A 23,063-nucleotide genomic window follows, 5' to 3' on the forward strand; every position below is an offset into this window, starting at 1 on the left:
GGCGGATGCAAGAACTCGCCTTTCTGCCCGCCCATGAGATGGCGGAGCGCGTGCGCCTTCGTGAAGTGTCCGCCGTGGAATTGCTGGAGGCCCACCTCCAGCAGGTGGCGCGCAACAACGTGCGGCTCAATGCCCTGGTGACCCTGGACGAGGCGCGGGCGCGGGCGCGGGCGCGCGAGGCGGACGAGGCGCTCGCGCGCGGCGAGGTGTGGGGTCCCCTGCACGGCGTGCCCCTCACCATCAAGGATGCCTTCGAGACGACGGGGCTGCGCACGACGAGTGGCTTCGAGCGCCTGGTGGACTACGTGCCCCAGCGGGACGCGACGGTGGTGGCCCGGCTCAAGGCGGCGGGCGCCGTCGTGGTGGGCAAGACGAACCTGCCCCGGCTCGCGCTGGACACGCAGACGCACAACGCTGTCTTCGGCCGGACGAACAACCCCTGGGACGTGGAGCGCACGCCGGGAGGCAGCTCCGGGGGCGGCGCGGTGGCGGTGGCGGCGGGGATGAGCCCCCTGGAGGTGGGCAGTGACATCGGTGGCTCCATCCGCATCCCCTCGCACTACTGTGGCGTGTTCGGCCTGAAGCCCACCGATGGTCGCGTCCCCCTGTCCGGACACATCCCGGGCCTGCCGGGCACTCCGCGCGGCGTGCGCCACCAGGGCGTGGCCGGGCCGCTGGCGCGTACGGTGGCGGACCTGCGGCTCGCGCTGCGGATCCTGTCCGGGCCGGATGGCCTGGACACGGAGATGCCGCCGGTGCCCTTCCAGGAGGTGCCGAGGCGGGAGCTGCGCTCGTACCGCTTCGTGTGGACGGACGACTTTGGTGGCATGCCCGTCTCGGCGCAGACACGCGCGGCGCTGGCGGGACTGGCGCGGACCCTGGAAGGGGCGGGGTGCGTGGTAGAGCGACGCACGCCGGAGATCGACTTCGACGCGGTGTGGACGGCCTGGGGCCAGTTGCTGGGCGCCGAGGTGGGCGCGGAGATCCCCCTGCCTGCTCGCGTCATGACGGCCCTGCACTTCCGCTCCATGCGGGGCGACTCGGCCATCAACCGCGGCATCATCCGTGGGCTGTGGGGCCGGATGGCGGACTACGTCCAGGCGCTCTCGGTGCGCGATCAGATGATGGCGAAGGTGGAGGACTTCCTCGCGGGGTGGGACGCCTGGCTGTGCCCGGTGACGATGGGCGCGGCCTTCACCCACCGCCCGAGCGGGGAATGGGTGGAGGTGGACGCGCGGCGCGTGCCGTACATGGAGGGCACGTGCGGCTTCTCGAACTTCTTCAACCTGACGGGACACCCGGTGGTGGCGATGCCGCTGCCTCCCGAGTCCGGGCGGACCCTGCCCCTGGGCGTCCAGGTGGTGGGCCGGCGGTGGAAGGACGAGGCCCTGCTGTCCGTGGCCGAGGCCCTGACCGAGGTGGCCGGTCCCTTCCGGCGCCCACCGGGCGTGTAGCGGCGGGCTCCGGGAGGAGGGGAGACCCGGGCTACTCGCCCGGGACCACCGGGTTGAGCTCCTTGGCCACCAGGTTGCCCAGCACGGCGTCCTTGGGCACGTAGCCGTCGGCGCCGGCCTCGCGGCAGATGCGCTGCAGCTCCTCCACGTTCTCCCCGGAGCACAGCAGCACCTTGATGCCCTTGAAGAGGCTGTTGCTCTTGATGAACCGGCAGAACTGCTCGCCGTTCACGTTGGGCATCCGCACGTCCAGCAGCACCAGGTCCGGACGCGTCTGCTTCTTGAGGATGATCTTCGTCGCCTTGTCCGCGGAGTCGGCGATGTGCACCTCGAAGCCCTTGGTCACCAGGTCCGCCTCGATGATGCGGGCCGTCATCTCGCTGTCGTCGACGATGAGGATGCGCGGCTTGCGCCCACCCGCCGCCGTCATCTTCGCCGCCGAGGGGAAGCCTCCCGACACCGCGGGCGCGGTGGGAGCGGGAGCGGCCTCGGGAGCGGCGGCCACGGGCGGAGCTTGATGTGCCACGGGCGCCGGAGACATCGCGGGCGCGGGAGCCATCGTGGGCGCACGCACGGGAGTCGGGGCGGGCGCTCCGGCGGGCCGCGCCGTGGGGACGGCGGTGCCTGGAGCGGCACCGGGGACCGGAGTCGTGGGCCTCGTCTGCCCGGGGGCCGCGGGGGCCGCTCCGGGAGCACGCGGCGCCATGGTCGGATGGGCCGGGGTGGCGGCTCCGCCTACGGCGGTGGCGGGACGAGGCGGCGTCACCTGTCCCGCGACGGGGGCGCGCGGCGCGGTGGGCGTCAGGCTCGGGCCGCCCGCCACCGGGACTCCGGGGCGAGGCGCCGCCGCCTGTCCTGGCAGGGGCGCGCGAGGTGCCGCGGGCGCACCCGTCCCAGGCACCGGAGCCGCCGGACGGGGAGCGCCCGGCTGCCCTGCCACGGGTGCACGGGGCGCCGCGACCTGTCCCGGAGGCGCGGCCACGGCACGTGGCGGCGCCGCGACTCCCCCGGGAGCCGCTCCGGGCGGAGCGACGGGCCGCGCCGCGACGGCACCGGGCGGCCGGGCCACGGGAGCGCCCGGGGCTGGACGCGCGGCCGTGGGGGAAGCAGCCGGCCGGGGGGCGGCCACGCCGGGTGCCGCGCCAGGACGAGGGGCGGCGGTGGGCGGTGGCGGCGGACCCAGGATGCGCATGATCCCGCCGATGACCGCCTCGAGCCCCCCTCCCTTGAGGATGTAGGCGTCCGCGCCCGACTGGCGGGTCTTCGCCGCCAGCTCCTCCTCGGAGATGTCCGAGTAGAGCACCAGCTTGGACGTCACCTTCTTCTGGGTGCGGAGGTACTCGACGACGTCGTCGCCGAACATCTCCGGCATGTTCACGTCCATGAGGATGAGCGCGAACGGTCCCTCGGAGAGCTTCACCTCCAGGCTCGCCAGGTCGGTCGCCCCGGTGGCGTGGTAGCCCGCGGCCGACAGCGCCCTGACCGTGAGTTCCACCAGCATTGGGCTATCATCGATGACCAGTACGCGAGACATCTTCCTCCCCTGGAATACGGCAGTCACCCTACACCGTTGAGCCGGTCCGGACCATGTGATTCGGTCCAGGCTTGACCCACTTCGCTTGCCTCCGGATACTTTGTCGCCTTGACCAACACTCCCCTCCAACGTGCGCTTCGGATGGCTCCCGACCGGGCCATCGCGGCTCAAGCCCGGCCCGAACAGGAATTTTTCTGTTTCCGGGTGGCTGATCTCCGCCTCGCCGTTCCCAGTGAGAACGTGCTCGAGGTCATCCGTACCGGACTGCTCACCCCCTTGCCCCGGACTCCCTCCTTCCTCCTGGGGGTCACGGGCCATCGCGGCGAGGTCATGCCCGTGATGGATCTGCTGCGCTTCCTCGGCAAGGGCGAGGCCCGGGTCGGACCGAGGACCCGGCTGTTCATCGGCACCAGCGGCAACTATCGGGTCGGTGTGGTGGCCGACGCGGTGCTCGGACTGCGGCGCATCCCCGTGGCCGACATCCTGCCGCCTCCCCTCGGTGGCGACGCGGCGGCCGAGCACCTCATCGGCGTGGCCGAGGGCCTGGTGCCCAACGAGACCGTCGCCCTGCTCCACTTCACCAAGCTGCTGCAGAGCGCAAGGCAGCGCGCGGTGCTGCGATGATCTCCGAGGTCTTCGCTCCCTCCGAGGAGGAGGTGGACATCCTCTTCTTCGAGGTGGGCGACATCGTCTACGGCACGGATGCCTCGCAGGTGCTGCGCATCGAACGATCGCTCGCGGAGGATCTCTGCCTGCCGGAACTCGGCCCCCTGAAGCGCGGCCATCGCGCGCTCGTGTTCGACGCACCCGAGGGAGAGGGCCACCTCAAGGTGGACGCCATCCGCGGGGTGCGTCCCGTCCCCATCCATCACCTGCGCCGGCTGCCCCCGGTGGTTGGCGCGGCGCCCTACGCGGTGGGGGTTTTCCTCGATGACGCGCGTCCCGTGATGCTCATCGATCTTCTCGAAACCTTGATGTTCAAGGAAGGCACTGAAGGCAATGTCGCTCGCTGATTCGAAGAACGATTTCTCCGCCACGGACGGGGCCGCCCGCTCGAAGAAGGCGGGCTCCCTCAAGCCCATCACCGACACGGTGATCGCCGTCCTCGCGGGCAACCTCGAGGCGCGCGTGCACAAGAACGCGCTGGATGAGGACGCCGCGGATCTGGCCAACCTCTTCAACCAGCTCCTCGAGCGCTTCGCCGTCTCCGAGCACCGCAAGCAGGTGGCGGCGCAGGAGATCGATCAGGCCGTCGACGCGCTCATCTCGCTGGGCCGTGATGGCGACCTCGCCCGGTGGAACACCACCACCGAGGACGCCCAGCTCGCGCCCCTGCTCGAGGGCTTCGGCAAGGTGATCGAGACCTTGCGCACCTTCGTGCGGGAGATCAACGAGGCGGCGCTGCGCCTGTCCTCGTCCTCCAACCAGGTGCTCTCCGCCTCCACCCAGCACGAGACGTCCTCCACCGAGCAGGCCGCCGCCATCCACGAGACCACGGCGACGATGGAGGAGCTCAAGCACGCCTCGGCGCAGATCGCCGAGAACGCCGGCAGCGTGGCGCGCGTGGCCGAGGAGACCCTGGGCGCGGCGCGCGCGGGCCGGGGCGCCATCGGCGAGTTCATCCAGGCCATGCAGCAGATCCGCAGCGACGGCGTCGCCGTGGCCGACTCCATCACCAAGCTGTCCAAGCGCGTGGAGCGCATCGGCACCGTGGTCGAGGTGATCGACGAGATCGCCGACCGCTCGGACCTGCTCGCGCTCAACGCCGCGCTCGAGGGCAGCCGCGCCGGTGAGGCGGGCAAGGGCTTCTCCATCGTGGCCGCGGAAATGCGCCGCCTCGCCGAGAACGTCATGGAGTCCACCAAGGAGATCAAGAACCTGATCACGGAGATCCGCGAGGCCACGGCCGCCGCGGGCACCGCGGCCGAGGCCTCCAAGGAAGCCACCGAGTCGGGTGAGAAGCTCGGCGCCGTGGCGGCGCAGGCCGTCGAGGGCATCCTCGCGGGCGTGCAGGAGACGAGCGACGCGGCACGCGTCATCAACCTCGCCACCCAGCAGCAGCGCACCGCCACCGAGCAGGTGGTGGCCTCCATGGCGGAGATCGAGGACGTGACGCGCCAGACCACCTCGGCCTCCAAGCAGGCCACGGGTGCCGCCGCCGAGCTCAACCAGCTCGCCGGACGGCTGGCGGAACTCATCAAGCGCTTCAAGGCTGACTGACGACACAGGAGCGGGAGGAGTCCACCCGGGCCGGTTGAACGCCGCCCGGGTGCCCCACACGCATGGATACCGAGTCCCTCAAGAGATCCCTCCTGCAGAAGTTCCAGGAAGTCAGCGCGGATCGGCTGCAGAAGATCCAGCTGGGCGTGCTCGACCTGGAGAAGCCCACCGCGGATCAGGCGGCGGACGAGGTCGCGCGCGAGCTGCACACGATGAAGGGCGAGGCGCGCATGCTCGGCCTGGCCGCCATCGGTCAGCTCGCGCACGCGGCCGAGGACGTGCTGCGCGCCGAGCGCGAAGGAAAGGCCGCCACCGAGGTGGCGACGGACCTGCTGCTGCGCGCATGTGACACCATCGCGGACCTGCTGGAGGACCACGAGGGTGCCCAGGTGGGCACCCTGGCCTCCCAGGAGATGTGCGAGGCGCTCTCCGCGGCGTCCGGCCATCCCATTCCCCCCATCGGCGGCGTCAAGGCGCCCTCGTCCACGAGCGTCCCGGCCGTGCGCCCCGCTCACGCCGAGACCGTGCTGGAGGTCATGGCCGAGGCCGTGGAGCCCGCCTACGCGCCTCCTCCCGCGCCCGTCGCCGCCGCGCCCGCCGCCGCTGCCGCGCCCCGGGCCGCCAAGGCCGAGCACGAGGAGCCGCACCACAACAAGCTGGCCGATCGCAGCATCCGCGTGAACGTCGAGGTGCTCGACTCGCTCGGCCTGCTCGCGGGAGATCTGCTGGTGGAGAGCGCGCGTGGCCGCCTGCGCGCCTCGCAGATCGAATCGTTGCTCCAGCGCTTCTCGCGCCTGGGCGACCGCTTCCTGCGGCTCACCGAGCAGCTCGAGGTGCCCAACACGCTGCGCAACGACGTGGAGCGCATCGAGGGTGATCTGCACATGCTGCGCGATGACGCGTTCCGCTTCGTGCGCAGCAACGGCGATGGCATCGAGACGCTGCACGGCAACCTGGCCATGATGGCGGACCACGTGGCCGAGGCCCGGCTGGTGCCCCTGTCCACCGTCTTCGACGCCTTCCCGCGCGCCGTGCGCGACCTGTCCCGCTCCCAGGCCAAGGAGGTGGATCTCGTCATCGAGAACGCCGACCTGGGCGTGGACCGCTCGATGCTGGCCGACGTGCGCGACGCGCTCGTGCACCTGTTGCGCAACGGCGTGGACCACGGCCTGGAGACGCCCGACGAGCGCCGCATGCTCGGCAAGCCCGCCGCGGGACGCCTGCGCATCCGCGTACGCGCCGATGGCGACATGCTCAGCATCGAGGTGGACGACGACGGCCGCGGCATGGATCCGCAGAAGCTGCGCGCGGTGGCCGTGCGCAAGCACCTGCTCACGGAGAACCAGGCCGCCTCGCTCTCCGAGCGCGAGGCCATCGAGCTCATCTTCCGCCCCGGCTTCTCCACCCGCGAGGAAGTCACCGACATCTCTGGCCGCGGCGTGGGCATGGACGTGGTGAAGAAGAAGGTGGAGTCGCTGGGCGGCTCGGTGGGCATCTCCAGCCGCCTGGGCCGTGGCTCCACCTTCACCCTGCGTCTGCCGCAGTCGCTCGCGCTCATGAAGGTGCTGCTGGTGCGCCTGGGCGACGACGTCTACGGGATTCCCGCCGCCGACGTGGTGGCGGTGATGCGCGTGAAGCCGGATGATCGCATGGAGGTGTTCGGCACCCTGGCGGTCAAGCACCGCGGCAAGCCCATCGCGCTGGTGGGCCTGGGGCCGCTGCTCGGCGTCAACGGCGGCAACCGCTTCGACAAGCCGCCCGCCGTGGTGGTGCGTCACGGCGATGATCATGCCGCCCTGGTGGTGGATGGCTTCGTGGACGAGCGCGAGGTGGCGGTGAAGCCCTGCGGCGGCGAGTTCCTCAAGGGCGCCGCCTTCATCGCCGGCACCGCCGCGCTGGAGGACGGCCGCATCGCCGTGCTGCTGCACGTGCCGGACATCATGACCGAGGTGCGCCGCATGGCGCGCCCCGTCACCCAGGGCACCACCGCCAAGCGGCTCAAGGTGCTGCTGGTGGACGACTCGCCCATCGCGCGTGCCACCGAGTCCGCGCTCGTCAAGGCGCTCGGCCACACCGTGGACGAGGCCCAGGACGGCGAGGAGGGCTACCTGCGCGCCCAGTCCCAGACGTACGATCTCATCCTCACCGACGTGCAGATGCCCCGCCTGGATGGCTTCTCGTTCACCCGTAGGCTCAAGTCCACCGCGGGGCTGGCGCGCACGCCGGTCATCGTCCTGTCCTCGCTCGCATCCCCCGAGGACAGACGGCGCGGGGCCGAGGCGGGCGCGGATGCATACCTCGTCAAGGGCGAGCTGGGCGTGGAAAGCCTCGCCCAGACCATCGATCGGCTCACCTGAGAGAAGGCAAGGGAATCACTTGGACGTCGGTGCGTCCGCATACCGGGTGTTGCTCGTGGGCGAGGTGTTCCGGGGCGCCTCGCGAGGATTGTTCGATGGGAGCGTGCTCGCCCCGTCGGGCAACGTCTGTGGTTTTGCCGAGGCGCTCGAGGGCGTGCAGCGGCTGCACCCGGACGTGGTCGTGGTGGATCTGGCCGCGCCGGAGTCGCTCCAGGCCATCGCCCGCGTCATGGTGGAGCGGCCCGTGCCCGTGCTCGCGCTGCACCCGGGGGTGCTCTCGGACGCCGAGGCCTTCCAGGCGCTCGCCTCGGGGGCCGTGGAGGTGGTGTCCCGGCCGGCCGAGCCCGGCGCCGAGTTCTGGCACACGGTGAGCCGCAAGTTGATGCTGCTCGCCGAGGTGCGCGTGTCACGCCCCGTGCAGGGCCAGTCCAAGCCCGTGCGCCCCGCGCCCTCCGAGGCGCCGTACCCCCTGGTGGCCATCGCCTCGTCGCTCGGCGGGCCCAAGGCGCTCTCCGTGCTGCTCAAGACCCTGCCGCAGGACTTTCCCGCCCCCGTGTGCATCTGCCAGCACATCAGCGAGGGCTTCACCGAGGGGCTCGCGCAGTGGCTGGGCGCCAGCTCGTCGTTGCGCGTGGTGGAGGCCTCCGAAGGAGACGCCATGGTGCCCGGCTCCGTCTATATCGCCCCCTCGGGCTCGCACCTGCTGGTGCGCTCGGGGGGCCTGCTGTCGCTGGACCCGGGGCCGCCGGTGCGCGGCTTCCGGCCCTCGTGTGACGTGCTGCTCACGTCGGCGGCGGAGAGCTTCGGCACGCGCGTGCTGGGCGTCATCCTCACCGGCATGGGCCGCGACGGTGCCCGGGGGCTCAAGGAGATCCGCGAGCGCGGCGGCCGCACCATCGCCCAGGACAAGGCGACGTGCGCCGTGTACGGGATGCCCAAGGAAGCCGTGCGACTGGGCGCCGCCGAGGAAGTCCTTCCACTCGATCGCATCGGACCAACCCTCACCCAGTGGGTGCGCACATGCTGACAGTGACCTCCCGGGCCCTGCAGCAACTGGCTTCCCTGTTGCTCGAGCGCGCGGGGCTGAAGATCACCCCGGACGGCTACCACAGCCTGCGCCTGGCGCTGTCCACGCGCATGCCCCTGTCGGGGCTCGAGGACTCCGAGGAGTACGTCAATCGCCTGCGCACCCAGGAGGACGAGCTGCGCAAGCTCCTGCCGCTCGTCACCGTGGGCCACACGGAGTTCTTCCGCGATCCCAAGCAGTTCAGCGCGCTGGAGAACCGCATCCTCCCCGAGGCCCTGGCGCGCGCGCGGCGCGAGACGCGCCGGGTGTCCATCTGGTCCGCGGGCTGCGCCACCGGTGAGGAGCCCTACAGCGTGGCCATGGTGCTCGCCGAGCTGGGTGCATTGCCCATCGAGGTGGATCTGTGGGCCACGGATCTCAACCTCGCCGCCGTGGAGGCCGCCAAGCAGGGCCGCTTCGCCTCGAGGCGCGTGGCCAGCATCCCCACCGATCGCCGCACGCGCTTCTTCCGGCAGGTGCCCGGAGGCCATGAGATCGTCTCTTCGCTCAAGGACTACGTGCGCTTCGACGGGCAGAACCTCGCCGTCCCCATCTTCGAGAAGGTCAAGCCCGAGTCGCTGGATCTCATCCTCTGCCGCAACGTCATCATCTACTTCGACCTGCCCACCATCCGCGCGCTGATGGACCGCTTCCTCGCGGCGCTGCGGCCCGGGGCGCTCCTGCTGCTGGGCTACTCGGAGAGCCTCTTCAAGGTCTACGACCGCTTCGAGATGGTGGAGATGGAGGGCTCGTTCATCTACCGCCGGCCCGTCAAGCCCCTGGAGCCGCGCGCTCCCGGCGTGGGCCCCAAGCCCATGCCCCTGGGGGCGCTGCCTCCCGCGACGCCGCCCCGGCCCCAGGTGTCCACCCCTCCCAAGCCCCGGCCGACCATCCGCACGTCCTCGGTGCTTCCGTCCACCGAGGCCCTGCAGCAGACGTTGGACGCCTCGGACATGAAGACGCCCACGCGCCGCACGCCCGCGCTCACCGCCGAGTTCATGGAGGCCGCGCGCACGCGCCCCACCAGCGAGATGCCCGCCTGGAGCCTGATGCTCTCACCCGGCGAGCGGCTCAACGCGGCCGTGCGGATGATCGAGCGCGGGGACTTCGTGTCCGCGGTGGCCACCGTGGAGCAGCTCCTGGTGGATGAGCCCAACCACCTGGATGCGCTGCTCACCATCGGCAACCTCTACTCGCTCACGGGGCGGATCGCCGACGCGCGCGAGGCCTTCAACCAGGCGCTCCACCGCGAGCCGTTGTGCGTGGAGGCGCGGGTGTTCGGCGGGCTCGCGGCGCTCCAGGCCGGGGAGCTGCCCGAGGCTCGTGCCGAGCTCGGCAAGGCGCTCTTCCTGGAGCCCTCGCTCGCCATCGGCCACTACCTCATGGCGCAGGTGCACGAGCGCTTGAGCGATCACGAGGCGGCGCGGCGCAGCTACCGCAACGCCATCTCGCAACTGCGCTTCCCCCAGCGGCCGCTGGCCGGCCACTACCCGGAGCTGCCGGACTCGGCCGAGGCCATCTCCCGCGCGGCCCGCTACGCGCTCGCCGCGCTGGAGGAGGGGCCCCCGCGCTAGGGGCGCCTCGTCACGCGAGGCCCTTGTTCACGTCGTCGGTGCTCTTGGACGCATCCAGCACGCTGGCGAACTTGTCCTGGATGTAGGACTTGGCCTTGCTGCGCAGCAGCATGCCCGGGTCCGTGCCCTCGCCCTGGATGACGCCGTCGGTGATGGTGAAGTTGGCGTCCAGGCTGATGCCCATCACCTTGCCGGTCACCTTCGCGCCGTCGCCCGACCAGTTCGACTGCACGCCGTACTTGCTCTTCCAGTACTGGAGGAGCTGCTCGACGCGCTTCCTCGCATCGTCCTTGTTGAGGGTGTGGGGAATCTCGAACTTCATCGTGCCCATCTGGCGCTCCTTCGGGTGGGTGATGTCCTGCCTCGGGTCTAGTGAGGGCGGGACGGGATGTGAACCCGGGTGTCTCCGGCAGGGGCCTGGAAGTCAACAGTACGATCGGGCCTCGTGGCGCCTGGCTTCCTGGCCGCCGTCCGGGCCGGGCTCCCTTCCTGGACGGAAGGAGGGGGGCATCTCCACCTTGGTGGCATGGCGCGCGTCCTTCCCTTCTCCGCTCTGTTTCCTTCGCTCGAGTCCCATCTGTTGGCCGATGACGGGGGCGGCTCCTTCAACGCGCCGCCCCGGTCCGCCTCGGTGCGTCCGCTGTTGGATCGGGTGGATCCCACGGCGGAGCTGGGCCGCTGGCGGGCCGCGGGCTCCGTGCTGCGCGACAGCCGGCCCGCCCTGTATCTGGCCGAGGTGCCCGCCCAGGACGGCCCGCTGGGCGCGCCTCCGGTGCGCTTCCTGCTATGCGCGCTCGCACCCGACGCGGCCGATCCCCTGGAGAGCGATCCCTACCGGCCCCGCTCCGCCCAGGTGGAGCCCGCCATCACCCTGGCGGCCGATGATCACGGGGTGCTCCGGGGCCTGCTGGCGGAGGCCGCCGAGCGCGGCAGCGTGGTGTGGCAGGGGACGTTCCAGGGGGCCCCGCTGTCCCTGCGCCGCATCGAGCCGTCCCCGGTGGCCCGGCGCATCCAGGCGGTGCTCGACGAGGCGCCGCTGCGTCCCCTGGCGGAGCTCGACGAGCGCCGGCCGAGCCTCGCGGCCATCGTGCCCCTGTCGGATCCGGGGTTGCACTTCGAGCCCGTGCACCGAGGCCTCCACGGCCTGGACACCTTCCACGAGGAGACCTTCCTCGCGCTCGTGACGGCGTACGCACGCGTCTACGAGCTCGACGAGCCGCTGACGAGCGCGCGGGGCGTGGCCAACGCGCGTGAGCGGCTGGCCACGCTGGTGCGCGGACAGCACGCGGTGCTGCTGGTGTTGCCCGGGGGGCGGGGGAAGATCCTCCGCTTCCGGCAGGGGTTGGATCTGGCGCACCTGAAGGCGGCCCCGCGCAATCCCACGCTGCGCAGCCTGGATCTGGCGCTGCTCAACGCGCTGGTGCTGCGCACGGTGCTGGGCATCAAGGAGCCCGAGGCGCCCGGGCACCCGAACGTGTTCGCGGTGCGGGGCCTCGAGTCGCTGGTGCGGGGCGTGGAGGAGGGGAAGTTCCAGGCGGGCTTCGCCCTCAACCCTCCGCCGCTGTGGGAGGTGCGCGCGGTGATGGAGGCCGCGCAGACGCTCCCATCGAAGACGCTGCGGGTGGAGCCCGCGCCGCCCGCGGGCCTGCTCTTCCTCGATCCCGAGGCGTGAGCGGGCCCTGTCGGGCCACGGTGTGGGCTACGGCGTGCCGAACAGCTCCACCTCGAAGAGGGAGTAGCCGTACCCGGTGGAGCGCTTCGTGCCGTAGATGCGCACGTAGCGGGCGGTGGCGGACAGGCCGGTGTGGTCATCCACGCCGCCATCCCCGCCCACCACCGTGGCCACGGTCGTCCAGGTCGCGGCGTCGTTGGACACCTGGACCTGGTAGTCCTTGCCGTAGGCCGCCTCCCAGGTGAGCCGCACGCCGGTGATCTTCTTCGCGGCGCCCAGGTCGAGCTGGAGGTACTGCGGATCCGCGAAGGCGCTGCTCCAGCGGGTGCTCAGGTTGCCATCGATGGCATTGGCCGCGGGGGTGCCGCCGTTCTCGATGGAGGAGGCCGTGGCCGCCACCGGCGTCAGCTTGTTGCCCGTGGGGGGAGGGGTGGTGCCGCCGCCCGCGGGCAGGGAGACGTACAGGTTGCCCAGCTCCGTGAGCTGGCCCGACGCGCCGAGCAGGTTGACGTTGGGAATATAAGTGCTGCGGCCGGAGAACCACGAGTAGCGGAAGACGGCGGGCTCGCTCTCGAGATAGGCGACGGCGTCGGTCATGTATTTCTTTTGCACTTCCAGGGTGATCTGATCGTGCGGCCGATCTCCGCAGGCGAACTCGGTGAGCCAGATGGGCTTGTTGTACTTCTTGAACAGGCCGATGTACCACTTGAGCGCGCTCAGGTCGCACGCGTACCAGTGCACGGCGACGTAATCCACCTGGCAATTGGTGCACCTGGCGAAGAAGGCATCCAGATAGACCACCGGATCCGTGAAGGTCACGCCGCCTTCGGAGACACAATTTCCGCAGTAGTTGACCGCGGGGGACGCCAGCTTGAGGTTCCTGCGGCGAGCCACCTCCTCCAGGACGGGCCAGAGCGCCGCGGCCTCGCTGGGCGTCTTCCTGGCCTGGTCCATGAAGTTGGGCTCGTTGAAGCCCAGCAGGTACTGGGTGCCCACGGGAATGGAGGCGACGAGTTGCTCCGCGTTCGGCGTGCCACCCCACACCATGGGGATGAACGAGACGCCCACCGAGGAGGCCACGCTGGCGGCGCCCGCCTCGGGCGTGGGGGCCCAGTTGTACCACCAGCTGATCCCCTTGGAGAGGGCCTTCATGTCCTCGGCGGAGTGATAGCCATAGGCCAGGCCTCGCTTGGCGCTCTTGGTTTGCGCCTGGGCGGAGACAGCGGCCAGACACAGCAACCACAGCAGGGGCGTGAGGGAGCGAATGGGATTGAATCGAGTCATGGCCTGACCCTACCATGACCTCTATTTTTAGTCCGCAAAAACGGATTAAGCGGAAGGTGGGGATTCACCGCCCGAGGTACTCCACCATGCGCGTCCGCGTCTTCTCATCGGGGAGTCGTCCGCTGCCCGCGCGCAGATTGTCTTCCAGATGACGGGGGTTGCTCGTGGCGGGGATGGGGCAGGTCACCGCCGGATGGCCGAGGATGTATTTGAGAAAGAATTCCGCCCAGCTCGTACAGTCGAACTCGGCTGCCCAGGCAGGCAGGGGTTTGCCCTTGACCTGGCGGAAGAGCGCGCCGCTCTCGAAGGGCCGCATCACCAGCACCGCGGTGCCGTGCTCGGCGGCGGCGGGAAGCAGCCGCTTCTCCGCGTCGCGCACGGCGATGGAGTAGGGCAGTTGCACGAAGTCCAGCGCCTCGTGGCGGATGAGCTTCTCCAGCTCGTCGAAGGCGCCGAGCTGGTAGTGCGTCACGCCGAGGTAGCGGATGCGCCCCTCCTTCTTCCACTCGCGCAGCACGGGCAGGTGGGTGCGCCAGTCCACCAGGTTGTGCACCTGCATCAAGTCCAGCTGCCCATGGCCCATCTTGCGCAGGGAGTCGCGCATCTGCGTGAGGCCCTCCTCGCGGCCGGAGGTCCACACCTTGGTGGCCAGGAAGGGGGTTCGCTCCTGGCCGAGCTCGCGCAACAGATCTCCCGTCACCGTCTCGGCGCGGCCGTACATGGGCGAGGAGTCGATGACCCGGGCGCCCGCCGCGAGGAAGCGCTGGAGCACCTGCTTCTGGGAGGCTCGCTCCGCGGGCGAGGAGCCCACGTCGAACGTCTGCCAGGTGCCGAGCCCGACGACGGGCAGTTGCTCACCACTCTTGGGGATGGGACGGGTTCGCATGCGGGGAAGCTACGGCGGGCGCGGGCGGGGATGAACCACGAAGGTGTTCGCGCCGGCTCGCCCTGGGGGCGGCCACGCGAGGGCCCGGCGGAGTGGGCCGGGGGTCGCGCCAGCGGCGGAGGCTGCCCAGATGAACAGGATGATTCGCATCGGTCCGGCGGGGTGGAGCTATGACGACTGGGCGGGCATCGTGTACCCCAAGCCCAGGCCGAGGGGCTTCGATCCGCTGGCCTTCCTGGCCGGGTACTTCGACGCCCTGGAGCTGAACACCAGCTTCTACCGGCCCATCAGCCGTCGCAACGCGGCCCTCTGGTTGGAGCGCACGGCGTTCAACCCGGACTTCCGCTTCACCGCGAAGCTGTGGCGGCGCTTCACCCACGAGCGGGGCTCGGCGTGGACGGCGGACGAGGTGCGCAACACCCGCGAGGGACTGGACACGCTGCACGAGGCGGGGCGACTGGGCGCGGTGCTGGTGCAGTTCCCCTGGTCGTTCCGCAACACCGCGGACAACCGCGACTGGCTGGACGAGGTGGTGTCCACGTTCCCCGAGTGGCCGCTCGTGCTGGAGGTGCGGCACGCGTCGTGGAACGAGCCGGACGTGTTCGTGGAGCTGGCCGAGCGGGGCGTGGGCTTCGTGAACATCGATCAGCCCCTGTTCCGCCACTCGCTCGGTCCGAGCGCGCGGGCGACGTCGCCGGTGGGCTACGTGCGGGTGCACGGGCGCAACTTCCACAACTGGTTTCGCAAGACGGCGAGCGCGATGGAGCGCTACGACTACCTGTACCCGGCCCGGGAGCTGGAGCCCTGGGCCGAGCGCACGAAGGAGATCGCCGCGCACCCACGCGTGAGTGACGTGTACGTGGTGACGAACAACCACGTGCGGGGCAAGGGCATCGTCAACGCGCTCATGCTCCAGACGATGCTCACCGGCCGCCAGGTCCACGCGCCCGAGACGCTGGTGCGCGAGTACCCGGACACGCTCGGCCCCTACGTGCTGCCGCCCGAGACCCCCGAGGCTCCGGCTCCCGCGTGAGGGCCGGCGGGGAGGGTGCTCACAGTTGCAGCTTCTTGCCCGTGGTCTGTCCGGCGCGGATCTCCACTTCGATGACGGTGGAGATGTTCTTGCTCTCGTTGACGAGCTTGAGCTGGTGCCGTCCCGCGGGGAGGGGGACCTCGATGAGGGGCGTGTCCCCGAGCATCCGCCCGCGCAGATAGACATAGGTCCAGGGCTTGGTGTCCAGGGTCAACCGGCCCATGGCGCGCTTCGTCGTGCGCGCCACCGAAGAGGCAAAAGGCTCCGTCGCGGACGCCTGGGTGGGAGCCGCGGCCGCGGAGTCCTGGGGCGAGGGGGGCTCTGGGACGACCACGGAGCCGGCGGGGGGAGCGGCCTGCCGTGGGGAGGACAACTCGAGCATCACCAGGGTCCGCTCGCCCGCGTAGGACAGCTTCACCGTGCGTTCCTCGGGCTGCCGTCCCTCGAGCGAGGCCTTCACCCGGTGCTCGCCCAGGGCGAGCGTCTCGAGCGACAGGGGAGACACCCCGGCCTCCTGGCCGTCCACCGAGATCCGGGCACCGGGGGGATCCGTCTCGATGGTGAGCACGGACGGCGCCGCGGCGGTGGGCACGGACGGCACCGCGGACGCGGGCGGGGGTTTGGCGGCCGGAGACACCTTGGCGGTGGGGGCCTTGGCCGGCGAGCCGCGCAGGCCGAGGAACACCCCGGAGACGACGAACAACGACAGCACGGCGGCGCCAGTGATCCAGAGCCAGCGGCGCGGCGGGTGGGGCGCGGGCTGCTCGACGGTGAGATCCCTGCTCCCGAGCGCGCGCCCTGGCATCGACGGCGCGGACTGGATGCGCCCCACCACCCGGCGCGCGCTCCCGGGGGTGAGCTCCCCGGCGCGCGTCGCCTCCAGCAGTCGGGCGCGCTCCTGGATGCGCTCCGCGAAGAGATCCGTCATGTAGTTGGACAGCTCGACGCAGTCCGGCACCTCGGGCTGGCCGCGCAGCCACTCCTCCAGGGCGGCCTGGAAGTGGCGGGCACTGATGAAGCGCTGGCCGGGATGACGCGCGAGCGCCCGGGAGATGATGCGGCTGAGATCCTCGGGAACGCGCGGGTTGCGCTCGTGGGCAACGGGCAGCGGCGTGTCACCGGACAGCATGTTCATCACGCCGAGCGGCTCCATGGAGGGGAACAGCCGGGTGCCCGTCGCCAGCTCGAAGAGGACGATGCCCAGGGAGAAGATGTCGCTGCGCGCGTCGAGTGTCTGGCCTCGCGCCTGCTCGGGCGACATGTACGCCGCCTTGCCGCGCACCTGGCCCGCCATGGTCTGGCTCTCACGGGTGGCGGCCTTGGCGATCCCGAAGTCCAGCACCTTCACCACGCCTTCATAGGTGACCAGGATGTTCTGCGGTGACACGTCGCGGTGGACGATGCCGAGCAGGGCCCCATCCGGTCCCAGCTTCGCGTGGGCGTAGGCCAGGCCCTCGGCGGCGTGCGCGATGATGCGCACCGCGAGCGACAGGGGCAGCTCCTTGTTCTGTTTCGCGGCGGCCCGGGCGACGGTGGCCAGGTTCTCTCCTGGCAGGTACTCCATCGCGATGTAGTAGGCCCCTTCTTCCTCTCCCAGGTCGATGATCTGGACGATGTGCGGATGGTTGAGCTGCGCGGCGAGCCGGGCCTCGTCGAGGAACATCGACACGAAGTCCGAATCCGCGCTCAGCGCGTCGAGAATGCGCTTGATGGCGATGAGCTTCTCGAAGCCCTGGGGACCCGCCTGTCGCGCGAGCCAGATCTCCGCCATGCCTCCCACGGCGAGCCGCGTCATCAGGTGGTAGCGGCCCACGGTCAGCCCCGGCTGCCAGATGATGGTGGGCTCGGTGTCTTTCTCCGGAGTGGGAGGCTGGAGGTCACGCACGGGGGTTCACTTTCCGCATCCTGACGGGTCTCTGTCAATTCACCGTTTTCCCGCCATCCCGTTTAATATCCATGGACCTTGGTTGCTCTCCATCGATTCGTCATACTTACTACTACCTTGTTGCTGACCTCGTTGGCATGGGGTGAGACATCCAACCCCTCTCTGCCACGTGCTCGCCAGCTCCTCGAGGAGCTGCGCTACATGGAGGCGGCCCGCGCGCTGGAGCAGGCCCGCGCGCAGCCGGGCAACGATCGCGACACGCTGTTGGAGATCCTCGAGCTCCAGGGCGTGGTGGCCGGCATGCTCCAACAACCGGCCAAGGCTCGAGCCGCCTTCCAGACGCTGCTGGTGCTCGCGCCGGAATACCGGCTCAAGGGGGACTATGCCCCCCGGGTGGTCACGCCCTTCTTCGAGGCCAATGGCTGGCTGAATGACAAGGGAGCCGCGCTGCGGCTGGAGGTCGTGCCCGCGAGTGGAACGGACAACCTGCTGACGGTCCAGGCGAAGCCGGACGTGCTGAACCTGGGCCGGAGCGTGCTCTTCTACCAGCGCGAGGCCGGAGCCGGGTGGATCCTGACGGAGCAGCCGCTCGTCGAGGGCATGGCCTCCGTGGAGAGGAAGGGGAGGCGCGTGGAGTGGTGGGCGGAGCTGCTCGACGAGCGCCGGGCGGTGCTCACCTCGCTGGGCAGCGAGACGTCGCCGCTGGTGACCCTGGCGCCTGGCGCGCTCGCGTCCACGCCCGCGCCCGTGCCGACCCTGTCCGAGAAGCAGCCCCAGGTGAAGGGGGTACCGGGCTCGCCCCTGCGCACCGTGGCCTACGTGTGCCTGGGACTGGCGGCGGGGGCGGGCGCGACGGGAGGGTTCCTCGGGTTGCAGTCGAACCAGGCCCGGGCCCGGGTGGAGGGCGCTCCGGTGAACGAGGCGGGGTATACCGTTGGCCTCACCCAGAAAGAGGCCTTCGCGCTCGATGCCCGGGCGCGCTCCCAGGGCCAGTGGGCCAACATCCTCTTCGGGGTCGCGGGCGCCGCGGCCATCGCGGGAGGAACACTCTGGGTGCTCGGCGCGCCCGTGACGGTCTCCGCCGCTCCGTCGGGGGTGGTGGTCGGAGGGACCCTGCCTTGAATCGCTGCTCATGGGGGCTGCTGGCGTTGCTGGCCCTGGTGCTGGGGTGTTCCTCCGCGTCCACCGGTGCGGACACCCGGCGCTATGCCTGCACCCTGGACGACGAGTGTGCCGCGGGCTTCACGTGCCGCGCGGGGTTCTGCCAGGGGGCCGGCGGGGAGCCGGGTGACGGGGGGCCCGATCCGGGCACTCCGTCCGGTTCGCCCACGCGGCTGGCCTTCGTCAGTCCCGAGCAGAGCGTGGGCACGGGACAGTGCTCGGCGGCCGTGGTGATCGAGACGCAGACGGCGGAGGGGCTGGCCGCCCCGGTGCAGAACGCCGCGACGGTCTCGTTGAGTGTCGAGCCTTCCCAGGCCGTGAGCTTCTTCCTCGACGCGGCCTGCACCAGCGCCACGAGCTCCGTGGAGGTGGGTGCCGGCAGCAGCCGCGCGACCTTCTACTTCCGCGGCGGCGTGGCGCAGACCATCCGCGTCGGTGTGTCCGCCAGCGGGCTGACCTCCGCGACGCAGGACGAGGTGCTGCTCGTCCCCGGGCCGGCGGTGGGTGTCGTTTTCGTCACGGGTGCCCAGACGCTGGCCACGAATGGCTGCTCGAGCCTGGTGGAGCTCGAGGCACGCGATGCCAACGGCACCCCCACCACCTTCTCCAACTCGAGAGGCATGACGGTCGTGGGCACGGGGCTCACGTTCTTCTCCGACGAGAGCTGCACCACGCCTCTGTCCAGCGCGATGTTCGCCGCGGGCAGGACCCGTTCCTCCTTCTACTTCAAGGGGAAGAGCAGCGGCACCATCCGCCTGTTCGTCTCCGTGTCGGGATTGAGCACGGTGTTTCAGGACGAGACGATCCTCCCGGTGGTCCGCTCGGGCGTCTGTACCATACCCGCGAACGGCTACTCGGTGACCTGTCCCATCTCGCCCGCGCAGGTGGACATGTCGAAGACCCTGTTGTTGATCTCGCTCAGCAACTCCGGGCGCAGTCCAGACTCCGGGAGCTTGCGCTGTATGCTCTCGGCCAGGGACGCCTTCACCTGTGGCCGGAATGCCATCGCATCCAGCAACTTCGACATCGTCTGGCAGACCGTGGAGCTGGGCACCGGGCTGAGGGTCCAGCACCTGCAGCCGAGCTGTCAGGGGGCGCCCCTCATCTCCGTGCCGATCGCGGCCGTCTCACCTCAGAAGAGCTTCCTGCTGGTGTCGGGCGAGCAGAGCGGAGCGATCCTCGGAGAGGATGATGTCTACACCGCGACGCTGGCCAGCTCGGGCAATCGGGTGGATCTCCAGTTCTCCACCAATTGCAGTCCCTCCTGGAAGGGCTCGCTCCAGGTCGTGGAACTCGAGGGCATCCAGGTCCTCCGGGGAGGGGGAGCGATGGCCGGAGGGCAGACCTGGGCGGGGAGCACGAGTCTCGCTTTCGCGGACCCCGCCACCACCGCGCTGCTGTTCACCTACCGGGTGAACAACGCGGGCGCGGTGAACCTCTGCGACCGGGTCTTGAGGGGCGAGGTGACCAGCTCCACGGAGTTGGCGTTCTCGCGTGCCCTGGAGGACTCGCCGAACTGCGACACGGCGGGCATCGAGGCCATCTCCTGGGAGCGCATCAACTTCGGCTCGGTCGCCAAGGTGCAGTCGGTTCCGGTGAGCATGTCCGGGGGCCAGACCCAGGCCACTCCCAACATCCAGGCGGTGGAGAGGACGCGCGCGGTGGTGTTCGCCAGCGGGCAGGCCATGAATGGCCAGGCCGGGGGCGAGGCGTCCTATTCGGGCGATGACATCCTGGGTGAGTCGCTGGCGAGGTTCGAGTTCTCCCCGACCCTCGCCCAGCTCCGGGTCCGCCGCGAGTCCTCGCTGGGCGCGGCGAGGTGGAACGCCTTCGTGGTGGAGTTCAACCCCTGAGCCGCCACGGGACGGGGCCGGCGGGAGGGCCCGGGTCCTCCCACTAGCCGGTGGCGTAGGTGCGCGGGGGCGCGGACTCCTCGGTCAGGGGGGGCTCGCCGCTCTTGCGCTCGCCCTTGTCCTCCTCCTCGATGCCCATCAGCACCAGCATGAAGGAGGTGCCGCGTCCGGGCATGCTGCGCACGTCGATCTCCCCGCCCATGGACTGGACGATGGTGTGGCAGATGGCCAGGCCCAGCCCCGTGCCCACGCCCACCGGCTTGGTGGTGAAGAAGGGATCGAAGATGTGCTGGAGCACCTCCTGGCTCATCCCCTTGCCGTTGTCCTCCACCTCCACCACCACGCGCCGCGGCCCTTCCATCCGGGTGATGACGCGGATGCGGTTGTTCTCCGAGCGCGCCTCGGGGAATGCCTGCATCGCGTTCACCAGCAGGTTCACCAGCACCTGCCCCAGGCGTGACGCATTGCCCTGCACCAGGGGCACCGGCTCGAGCACCTGCTCCAACCGGGCGTTGTAGCGCTGCAGCTCGTTGCGCACCAGGCGCACCGAGCTCTCGATGACCCGGCGCACGTCGATGGGCCCCTGGTGCTCCTCGTCCCCGCGCGCGAAGGACTTCAGATCCTGGACGATGGAGCGCACGCGGGCGGCGCCCTCCTGGGTTTCCACCAGCACCTCGCGCAGCTCGGGCAGCAGCTCGGGGGAGAACTCGTCCCCGGAGAGCTGCTCGCCCAGATAGGAGATGTTGGCGCAGACGGAGGACAGCGGGTTGTTGATTTCATGCGCCACGCTGGCCGCCAGCGTCCCCATGGACGTCATCCGGTCCGCCAGGCGCAGCTGCGTCTCCAGGCGCTTGCGCTCGGTGAGATCCCGGAGGACGGACACCAGGGAAGGCTGACCGTCGGCGCCGGGGAAGACCGCCCGCCGGGTGAGGACGGTGCGGCTCATCCCGCTGCCGTCGATGAAGCTCTGCTCGCTCTCGCCGGGCTGGCCCGAGGCGAAGCTCTGCTCGTCCTGCTCCCAGGCGCTCTGCTCCTGGTACTCGGGCATGACGTCGATGCTGCGCTGGCCCAACAACTCCGACGCCGGGCGGCCCACCAGCCGGCACAGGGCGCTGTTGACCACCAGCACGCGGTGGTTGCGATCCTTGACGAAGATGGGATCCGGCACGGCCTCGAGCGTGTTGCGCAGGAAGTCGCGCGTGCGCTCCAGCTCGGCCTGGGCCCGGATGCGCTCCAGCTCCGCGCCCGCGCGGGTCGCGAACGCGCCCAGCAGGGAGAAGTCCAGCTCGCCCGCGTCGAGCAGTTGATCATGCAGGATGGCGAGCACCCCGATGACCTCGCCCCGGGAGCTGCGCAGGGCCGCGCCCAGGTAGCCGCGCAAGCCGAGGTCCGAGAGCATCAGATCCTCGGGGAAGTGCCGGGTCACGTCGTCCGCGTAGTGGCAGATGGAGTTCAGGACGGCGTTGTGACAGGGCGTGCCGCTGAGCGGATAGGTCACCGGGTTCTGGAAGGCCCCGCGGCTCCAGAAGGCGAGCGTGCGGATGGAGTCCTGTTCCGGCAGCATCTCGCCCACCATGGCGCAGGTGACGCGGAAGGCCTCGGCGAGCTGCTTCACCAGGGTGCGGAAGAAGTCGTGGCCGAGGTCGGCCGTGGTGGCCGACAGCAGCGTCTGCAGGGCCCGTTCGGAGGGGACGCGCGAGTGGGGCGGCTCGTCCGCCGGAGTCCCCACCCGCGTGGGGATGCGCAGGTGCCGCACGTGCGTGAGCAGGTTGGGGGCCCACTGCTCTCCCGTCGGAGAGATGCATTCGCTGGCACCGGCGAGGATCAACTCCGACTGCTCACTCACGTCGCGGCGCGTCAGCACGAAGAGCCAGGAGCGGGACAGCGCGCAGACGGAGGCGAGCTGTCGGCAGGTGCCGACCGCCTGCTCCAGCGACCCTTCGTCCTCCCAGAGCAACACCAGTCCCGGCGGGAACACCTGGGGGAGAGAGGGGTTGCCAGATGACAGTCGGCGGCACTCGAGGGCGAACCCCTCCGCTTGAAACGCCTGCTCCAACTCGTCACTCACCGAGTCTGGGAGGCCCAGGAGGGTTGCGTGCATGGAATGCGTCATCCAGAACTCCACGCCCTCCAGGTCCTGTTCAGGTCGAGCCTGGGGCGACCCTCAGCCTACCTTACGGGCGAGGGACACGGCAGGGGGCTCGACTTTGCTCGGGCGCTCGGCGAGCCACCGGTCCCTCTCCCAGCTGAACCACTTCGCGTCGCTCTCGGCCAGCACGGGGTCCAGGAAGTAGGCCACGTCCAGCCGGGGGCCGGGCTTGCCGTGCTTGCCGTTCCACTCGAGGACTCCCCAGCGCAACAACGGACTGTGAAGCTGGTGATCCCACGGGTACGCCGCATGCCACTGCAGCTCGGCCGGAGGGGTCATCTGGCTCAGGCGTCCCTCCTGCTGAGCGTTCTTGTACTCGGCGAAGGCCTTGGCGTCCCGCTCGGCGGTCTTCTCCTCCACGAAGTAGGCGACGTCGCGGCGCGGAGGCAGGGCGGACGGGCCGCCACACTTCTCCACCACGCCGCTGCACTCCACGACGATCCAGCTAATCATCGGCTTTCCGATTTTGTGATCCCACTCCAAGGCGACGAAGGGCACGGGAGTCTCCCAGTGAGCATGTGTTCCGGTTGGTAATTCTAGGTCTTGAATCACTGCAATGAAAAGGCTCGCGGAAGAACGTTTTTTTCGGGAAAGACGGGGGGTTCTCGGGAGTCCTTCCCGACTTGATTTGTTGGATGGGCATGGACGCCAAAGACATCCCAACAGGAAGGGTGGGGGATGACCCCTCCTTGTCGGAGCTGACCCGCCGGGAGCGCTGGTCGCGGGCGCGGCGCATGGAAGCACGCTCCTCGGAGACGGAGCCACGCTCGGGAGTCTGGGATTGCCACACCGGGCGTACGGTGGAGGGGTGTCACCCGGCGGTGGCGGGAGCGGCGGAGCACGGCCGGCCGGGTGTCTACGATCACCCAGGCCAGACGTCACCCGCGCGGATTCCAGCAAAAGCACACACGGTGTGCGATCTGGAGCACTTCGGC

The 23,063-nt window shown here is 70.2% G+C and carries 17 protein-coding genes and 2 pseudogenes; 11 read left to right on the forward strand and 8 right to left on the reverse strand.

Annotation, left to right across the window (positions count from 1 at the left end; all coding sequences use genetic code 11):
• Positions 1-5: 5 nt before the first annotated feature.
• Positions 6-1,454, forward strand: a complete 1,449-nt coding sequence (locus CYFUS_RS19475) for an amidase (RefSeq protein WP_095986590.1) — start codon at positions 6-8, stop codon at positions 1,452-1,454.
• 31 nt (positions 1,455-1,485) lie between these two features.
• Here CYFUS_RS19475 and CYFUS_RS19480 read toward each other — a convergent pair.
• Both CYFUS_RS19480 and CYFUS_RS19485 read right to left on the reverse strand, forming a co-directional pair.
• Positions 1,486-2,019, reverse strand: a pseudogene (locus tag CYFUS_RS19480) (response regulator); the annotation flags it as partial.
• Between the two features lie 492 nt (positions 2,020-2,511).
• Positions 2,512-2,988, reverse strand: a pseudogene (locus CYFUS_RS19485) (response regulator); the annotation flags it as partial.
• Between the two features lie 141 nt (positions 2,989-3,129).
• On the opposite strand from CYFUS_RS19485, the gene CYFUS_RS19490 reads away from it, so the two are divergent.
• The 6 genes from CYFUS_RS19490 (at position 3,130) to CYFUS_RS19515 (ending at position 10,205) form a co-directional block, all read left to right on the forward strand.
• Positions 3,130-3,612, forward strand: coding sequence for a chemotaxis protein CheW (locus tag CYFUS_RS19490; protein ID WP_002632097.1), 483 nt, complete (start codon positions 3,130-3,132; stop codon positions 3,610-3,612).
• Entirely contained in the window at positions 3,609-4,001 is a 393-nt protein-coding gene (locus tag CYFUS_RS19495) for a Frizzy aggregation protein FrzB (protein WP_095986591.1), read from the forward strand. The genes CYFUS_RS19490 and CYFUS_RS19495 overlap by 4 nt, the downstream gene beginning before the upstream one ends.
• The gene (locus CYFUS_RS19500; protein WP_095986592.1) at positions 3,988-5,208 is read left to right on the forward strand and encodes a methyl-accepting chemotaxis protein; all 1,221 of its coding nucleotides are present in this window, start codon (positions 3,988-3,990) and stop codon (positions 5,206-5,208) included. The genes CYFUS_RS19495 and CYFUS_RS19500 overlap by 14 nt, the downstream gene beginning before the upstream one ends.
• Before the next feature lie 62 nt (positions 5,209-5,270).
• Positions 5,271-7,565 (forward strand): hybrid sensor histidine kinase/response regulator, encoded by a 2,295-nt coding sequence (locus CYFUS_RS19505; protein WP_095986593.1) that lies wholly within the window; start codon positions 5,271-5,273, stop codon positions 7,563-7,565.
• A 19-nt stretch (positions 7,566-7,584) separates the two neighbouring features.
• A complete protein-coding gene (locus tag CYFUS_RS19510) occupies positions 7,585-8,592 on the forward strand; it encodes a chemotaxis protein CheB (protein ID WP_198316634.1) in 1,008 nt (335 codons plus the stop codon).
• On the forward strand, positions 8,586-10,205 hold the full coding sequence (locus CYFUS_RS19515) for a CheR family methyltransferase (protein ID WP_095986595.1): 1,620 nt from the start codon (positions 8,586-8,588) through the stop codon (positions 10,203-10,205). The genes CYFUS_RS19510 and CYFUS_RS19515 overlap by 7 nt, the downstream gene beginning before the upstream one ends.
• A 10-nt stretch (positions 10,206-10,215) precedes the next feature.
• Here the strand turns inward: CYFUS_RS19515 and CYFUS_RS19520 are convergent, their stop codons facing one another.
• Positions 10,216-10,536, reverse strand: coding sequence for a polyhydroxyalkanoic acid system family protein (locus tag CYFUS_RS19520; protein ID WP_002632091.1), 321 nt, complete (start codon positions 10,534-10,536; stop codon positions 10,216-10,218).
• A gap of 195 nt (positions 10,537-10,731) precedes the next feature.
• Between CYFUS_RS19520 and CYFUS_RS19525 the strand changes: the two genes are divergently transcribed.
• The gene (locus CYFUS_RS19525; protein ID WP_095986596.1) at positions 10,732-11,877 is read left to right on the forward strand and encodes a DUF1015 family protein; all 1,146 of its coding nucleotides are present in this window, start codon (positions 10,732-10,734) and stop codon (positions 11,875-11,877) included.
• Between the two features lie 27 nt (positions 11,878-11,904).
• Here the strand turns inward: CYFUS_RS19525 and CYFUS_RS19530 are convergent, their stop codons facing one another.
• Together CYFUS_RS19530 and CYFUS_RS19535 are read right to left on the reverse strand one after the other, a co-directional pair.
• A complete protein-coding gene (locus CYFUS_RS19530) occupies positions 11,905-13,161 on the reverse strand; it encodes a glycosyl hydrolase (protein ID WP_095986597.1) in 1,257 nt (418 codons plus the stop codon).
• A 64-nt stretch (positions 13,162-13,225) separates the two neighbouring features.
• On the reverse strand, positions 13,226-14,047 hold the full coding sequence (locus CYFUS_RS19535; protein ID WP_095986598.1) for an aldo/keto reductase: 822 nt from the start codon (positions 14,045-14,047) through the stop codon (positions 13,226-13,228).
• A 130-nt stretch (positions 14,048-14,177) separates the two neighbouring features.
• Here CYFUS_RS19535 and CYFUS_RS19540 point away from each other — a divergent pair, with 130 nt between their 5' ends.
• Complete coding sequence (locus tag CYFUS_RS19540) at positions 14,178-15,080, forward strand: DUF72 domain-containing protein (protein WP_232537659.1); 903 nt, start codon at positions 14,178-14,180, stop codon at positions 15,078-15,080.
• Positions 15,081-15,099: 19 nt separating this feature from the next.
• On the opposite strand, the gene CYFUS_RS19545 is transcribed toward CYFUS_RS19540, so the two are convergent.
• Complete coding sequence (locus tag CYFUS_RS19545) at positions 15,100-16,965, reverse strand: serine/threonine-protein kinase (protein WP_095986599.1); 1,866 nt, start codon at positions 16,963-16,965, stop codon at positions 15,100-15,102.
• Between the two features lie 201 nt (positions 16,966-17,166).
• Here CYFUS_RS19545 and CYFUS_RS19550 point away from each other — a divergent pair, with 201 nt between their 5' ends.
• Together CYFUS_RS19550 and CYFUS_RS19555 are read left to right on the forward strand one after the other, a co-directional pair.
• Positions 17,167-18,087, forward strand: a complete 921-nt coding sequence (locus tag CYFUS_RS19550; RefSeq protein WP_232537660.1) for a hypothetical protein — start codon at positions 17,167-17,169, stop codon at positions 18,085-18,087.
• Positions 18,084-19,979 (forward strand): hypothetical protein, encoded by a 1,896-nt coding sequence (locus CYFUS_RS19555; protein WP_095986601.1) that lies wholly within the window; start codon positions 18,084-18,086, stop codon positions 19,977-19,979. Before CYFUS_RS19550 ends, CYFUS_RS19555 begins: the two co-directional genes overlap by 4 nt.
• A 43-nt stretch (positions 19,980-20,022) precedes the next feature.
• On the opposite strand, the gene CYFUS_RS19560 is transcribed toward CYFUS_RS19555, so the two are convergent.
• Positions 20,023-22,080, reverse strand: coding sequence for an ATP-binding protein (locus tag CYFUS_RS19560; protein ID WP_232537661.1), 2,058 nt, complete (start codon positions 22,078-22,080; stop codon positions 20,023-20,025).
• A 63-nt stretch (positions 22,081-22,143) separates the two neighbouring features.
• Positions 22,144-22,581, reverse strand: coding sequence for a hypothetical protein (locus tag CYFUS_RS19565; protein ID WP_198316635.1), 438 nt, complete (start codon positions 22,579-22,581; stop codon positions 22,144-22,146).
• Positions 22,582-23,063 lie beyond the last annotated feature (482 nt).

The sequence above is a fragment of the Cystobacter fuscus genome (genome assembly GCF_002305875.1).
In the GTDB taxonomy this organism is placed as follows: domain Bacteria; phylum Myxococcota; class Myxococcia; order Myxococcales; family Myxococcaceae; genus Cystobacter; species Cystobacter fuscus_A.

Excerpts from the sequence above, each read along its gene's own strand:
- CYFUS_RS19475 (WP_095986590.1), top strand. The coding sequence starts at position 6 with ATGCAAGAACTCGCCTTTCTGCCCGCCCATGAGATGGCGGAGCGCGTG.
- CYFUS_RS19495 (WP_095986591.1), top strand. The coding sequence starts at position 3,609 with ATGATCTCCGAGGTCTTCGCTCCCTCCGAGGAGGAGGTGGACATCCTC.
- CYFUS_RS19490 (WP_002632097.1), top strand. The coding sequence starts at position 3,130 with ATGGCTCCCGACCGGGCCATCGCGGCTCAAGCCCGGCCCGAACAGGAA.
- CYFUS_RS19520 (WP_002632091.1), bottom strand. The coding sequence starts at position 10,536 with ATGGGCACGATGAAGTTCGAGATTCCCCACACCCTCAACAAGGACGAT.
- CYFUS_RS19530 (WP_095986597.1), bottom strand. The coding sequence starts at position 13,161 with ATGACTCGATTCAATCCCATTCGCTCCCTCACGCCCCTGCTGTGGTTG.
- CYFUS_RS19525 (WP_095986596.1), top strand. The coding sequence starts at position 10,732 with ATGGCGCGCGTCCTTCCCTTCTCCGCTCTGTTTCCTTCGCTCGAGTCC.
- CYFUS_RS19540 (WP_232537659.1), top strand. The coding sequence starts at position 14,178 with ATGAACAGGATGATTCGCATCGGTCCGGCGGGGTGGAGCTATGACGAC.
- CYFUS_RS19515 (WP_095986595.1), top strand. The coding sequence starts at position 8,586 with ATGCTGACAGTGACCTCCCGGGCCCTGCAGCAACTGGCTTCCCTGTTG.
- CYFUS_RS19560 (WP_232537661.1), bottom strand. The coding sequence starts at position 22,080 with ATGCACGCAACCCTCCTGGGCCTCCCAGACTCGGTGAGTGACGAGTTG.
- CYFUS_RS19500 (WP_095986592.1), top strand. The coding sequence starts at position 3,988 with ATGTCGCTCGCTGATTCGAAGAACGATTTCTCCGCCACGGACGGGGCC.
- CYFUS_RS19505 (WP_095986593.1), top strand. The coding sequence starts at position 5,271 with ATGGATACCGAGTCCCTCAAGAGATCCCTCCTGCAGAAGTTCCAGGAA.
- CYFUS_RS19535 (WP_095986598.1), bottom strand. The coding sequence starts at position 14,047 with ATGCGAACCCGTCCCATCCCCAAGAGTGGTGAGCAACTGCCCGTCGTC.
- CYFUS_RS19550 (WP_232537660.1), top strand. The coding sequence starts at position 17,167 with ATGGAGGCGGCCCGCGCGCTGGAGCAGGCCCGCGCGCAGCCGGGCAAC.
- CYFUS_RS19565 (WP_198316635.1), bottom strand. The coding sequence starts at position 22,581 with ATGATTAGCTGGATCGTCGTGGAGTGCAGCGGCGTGGTGGAGAAGTGT.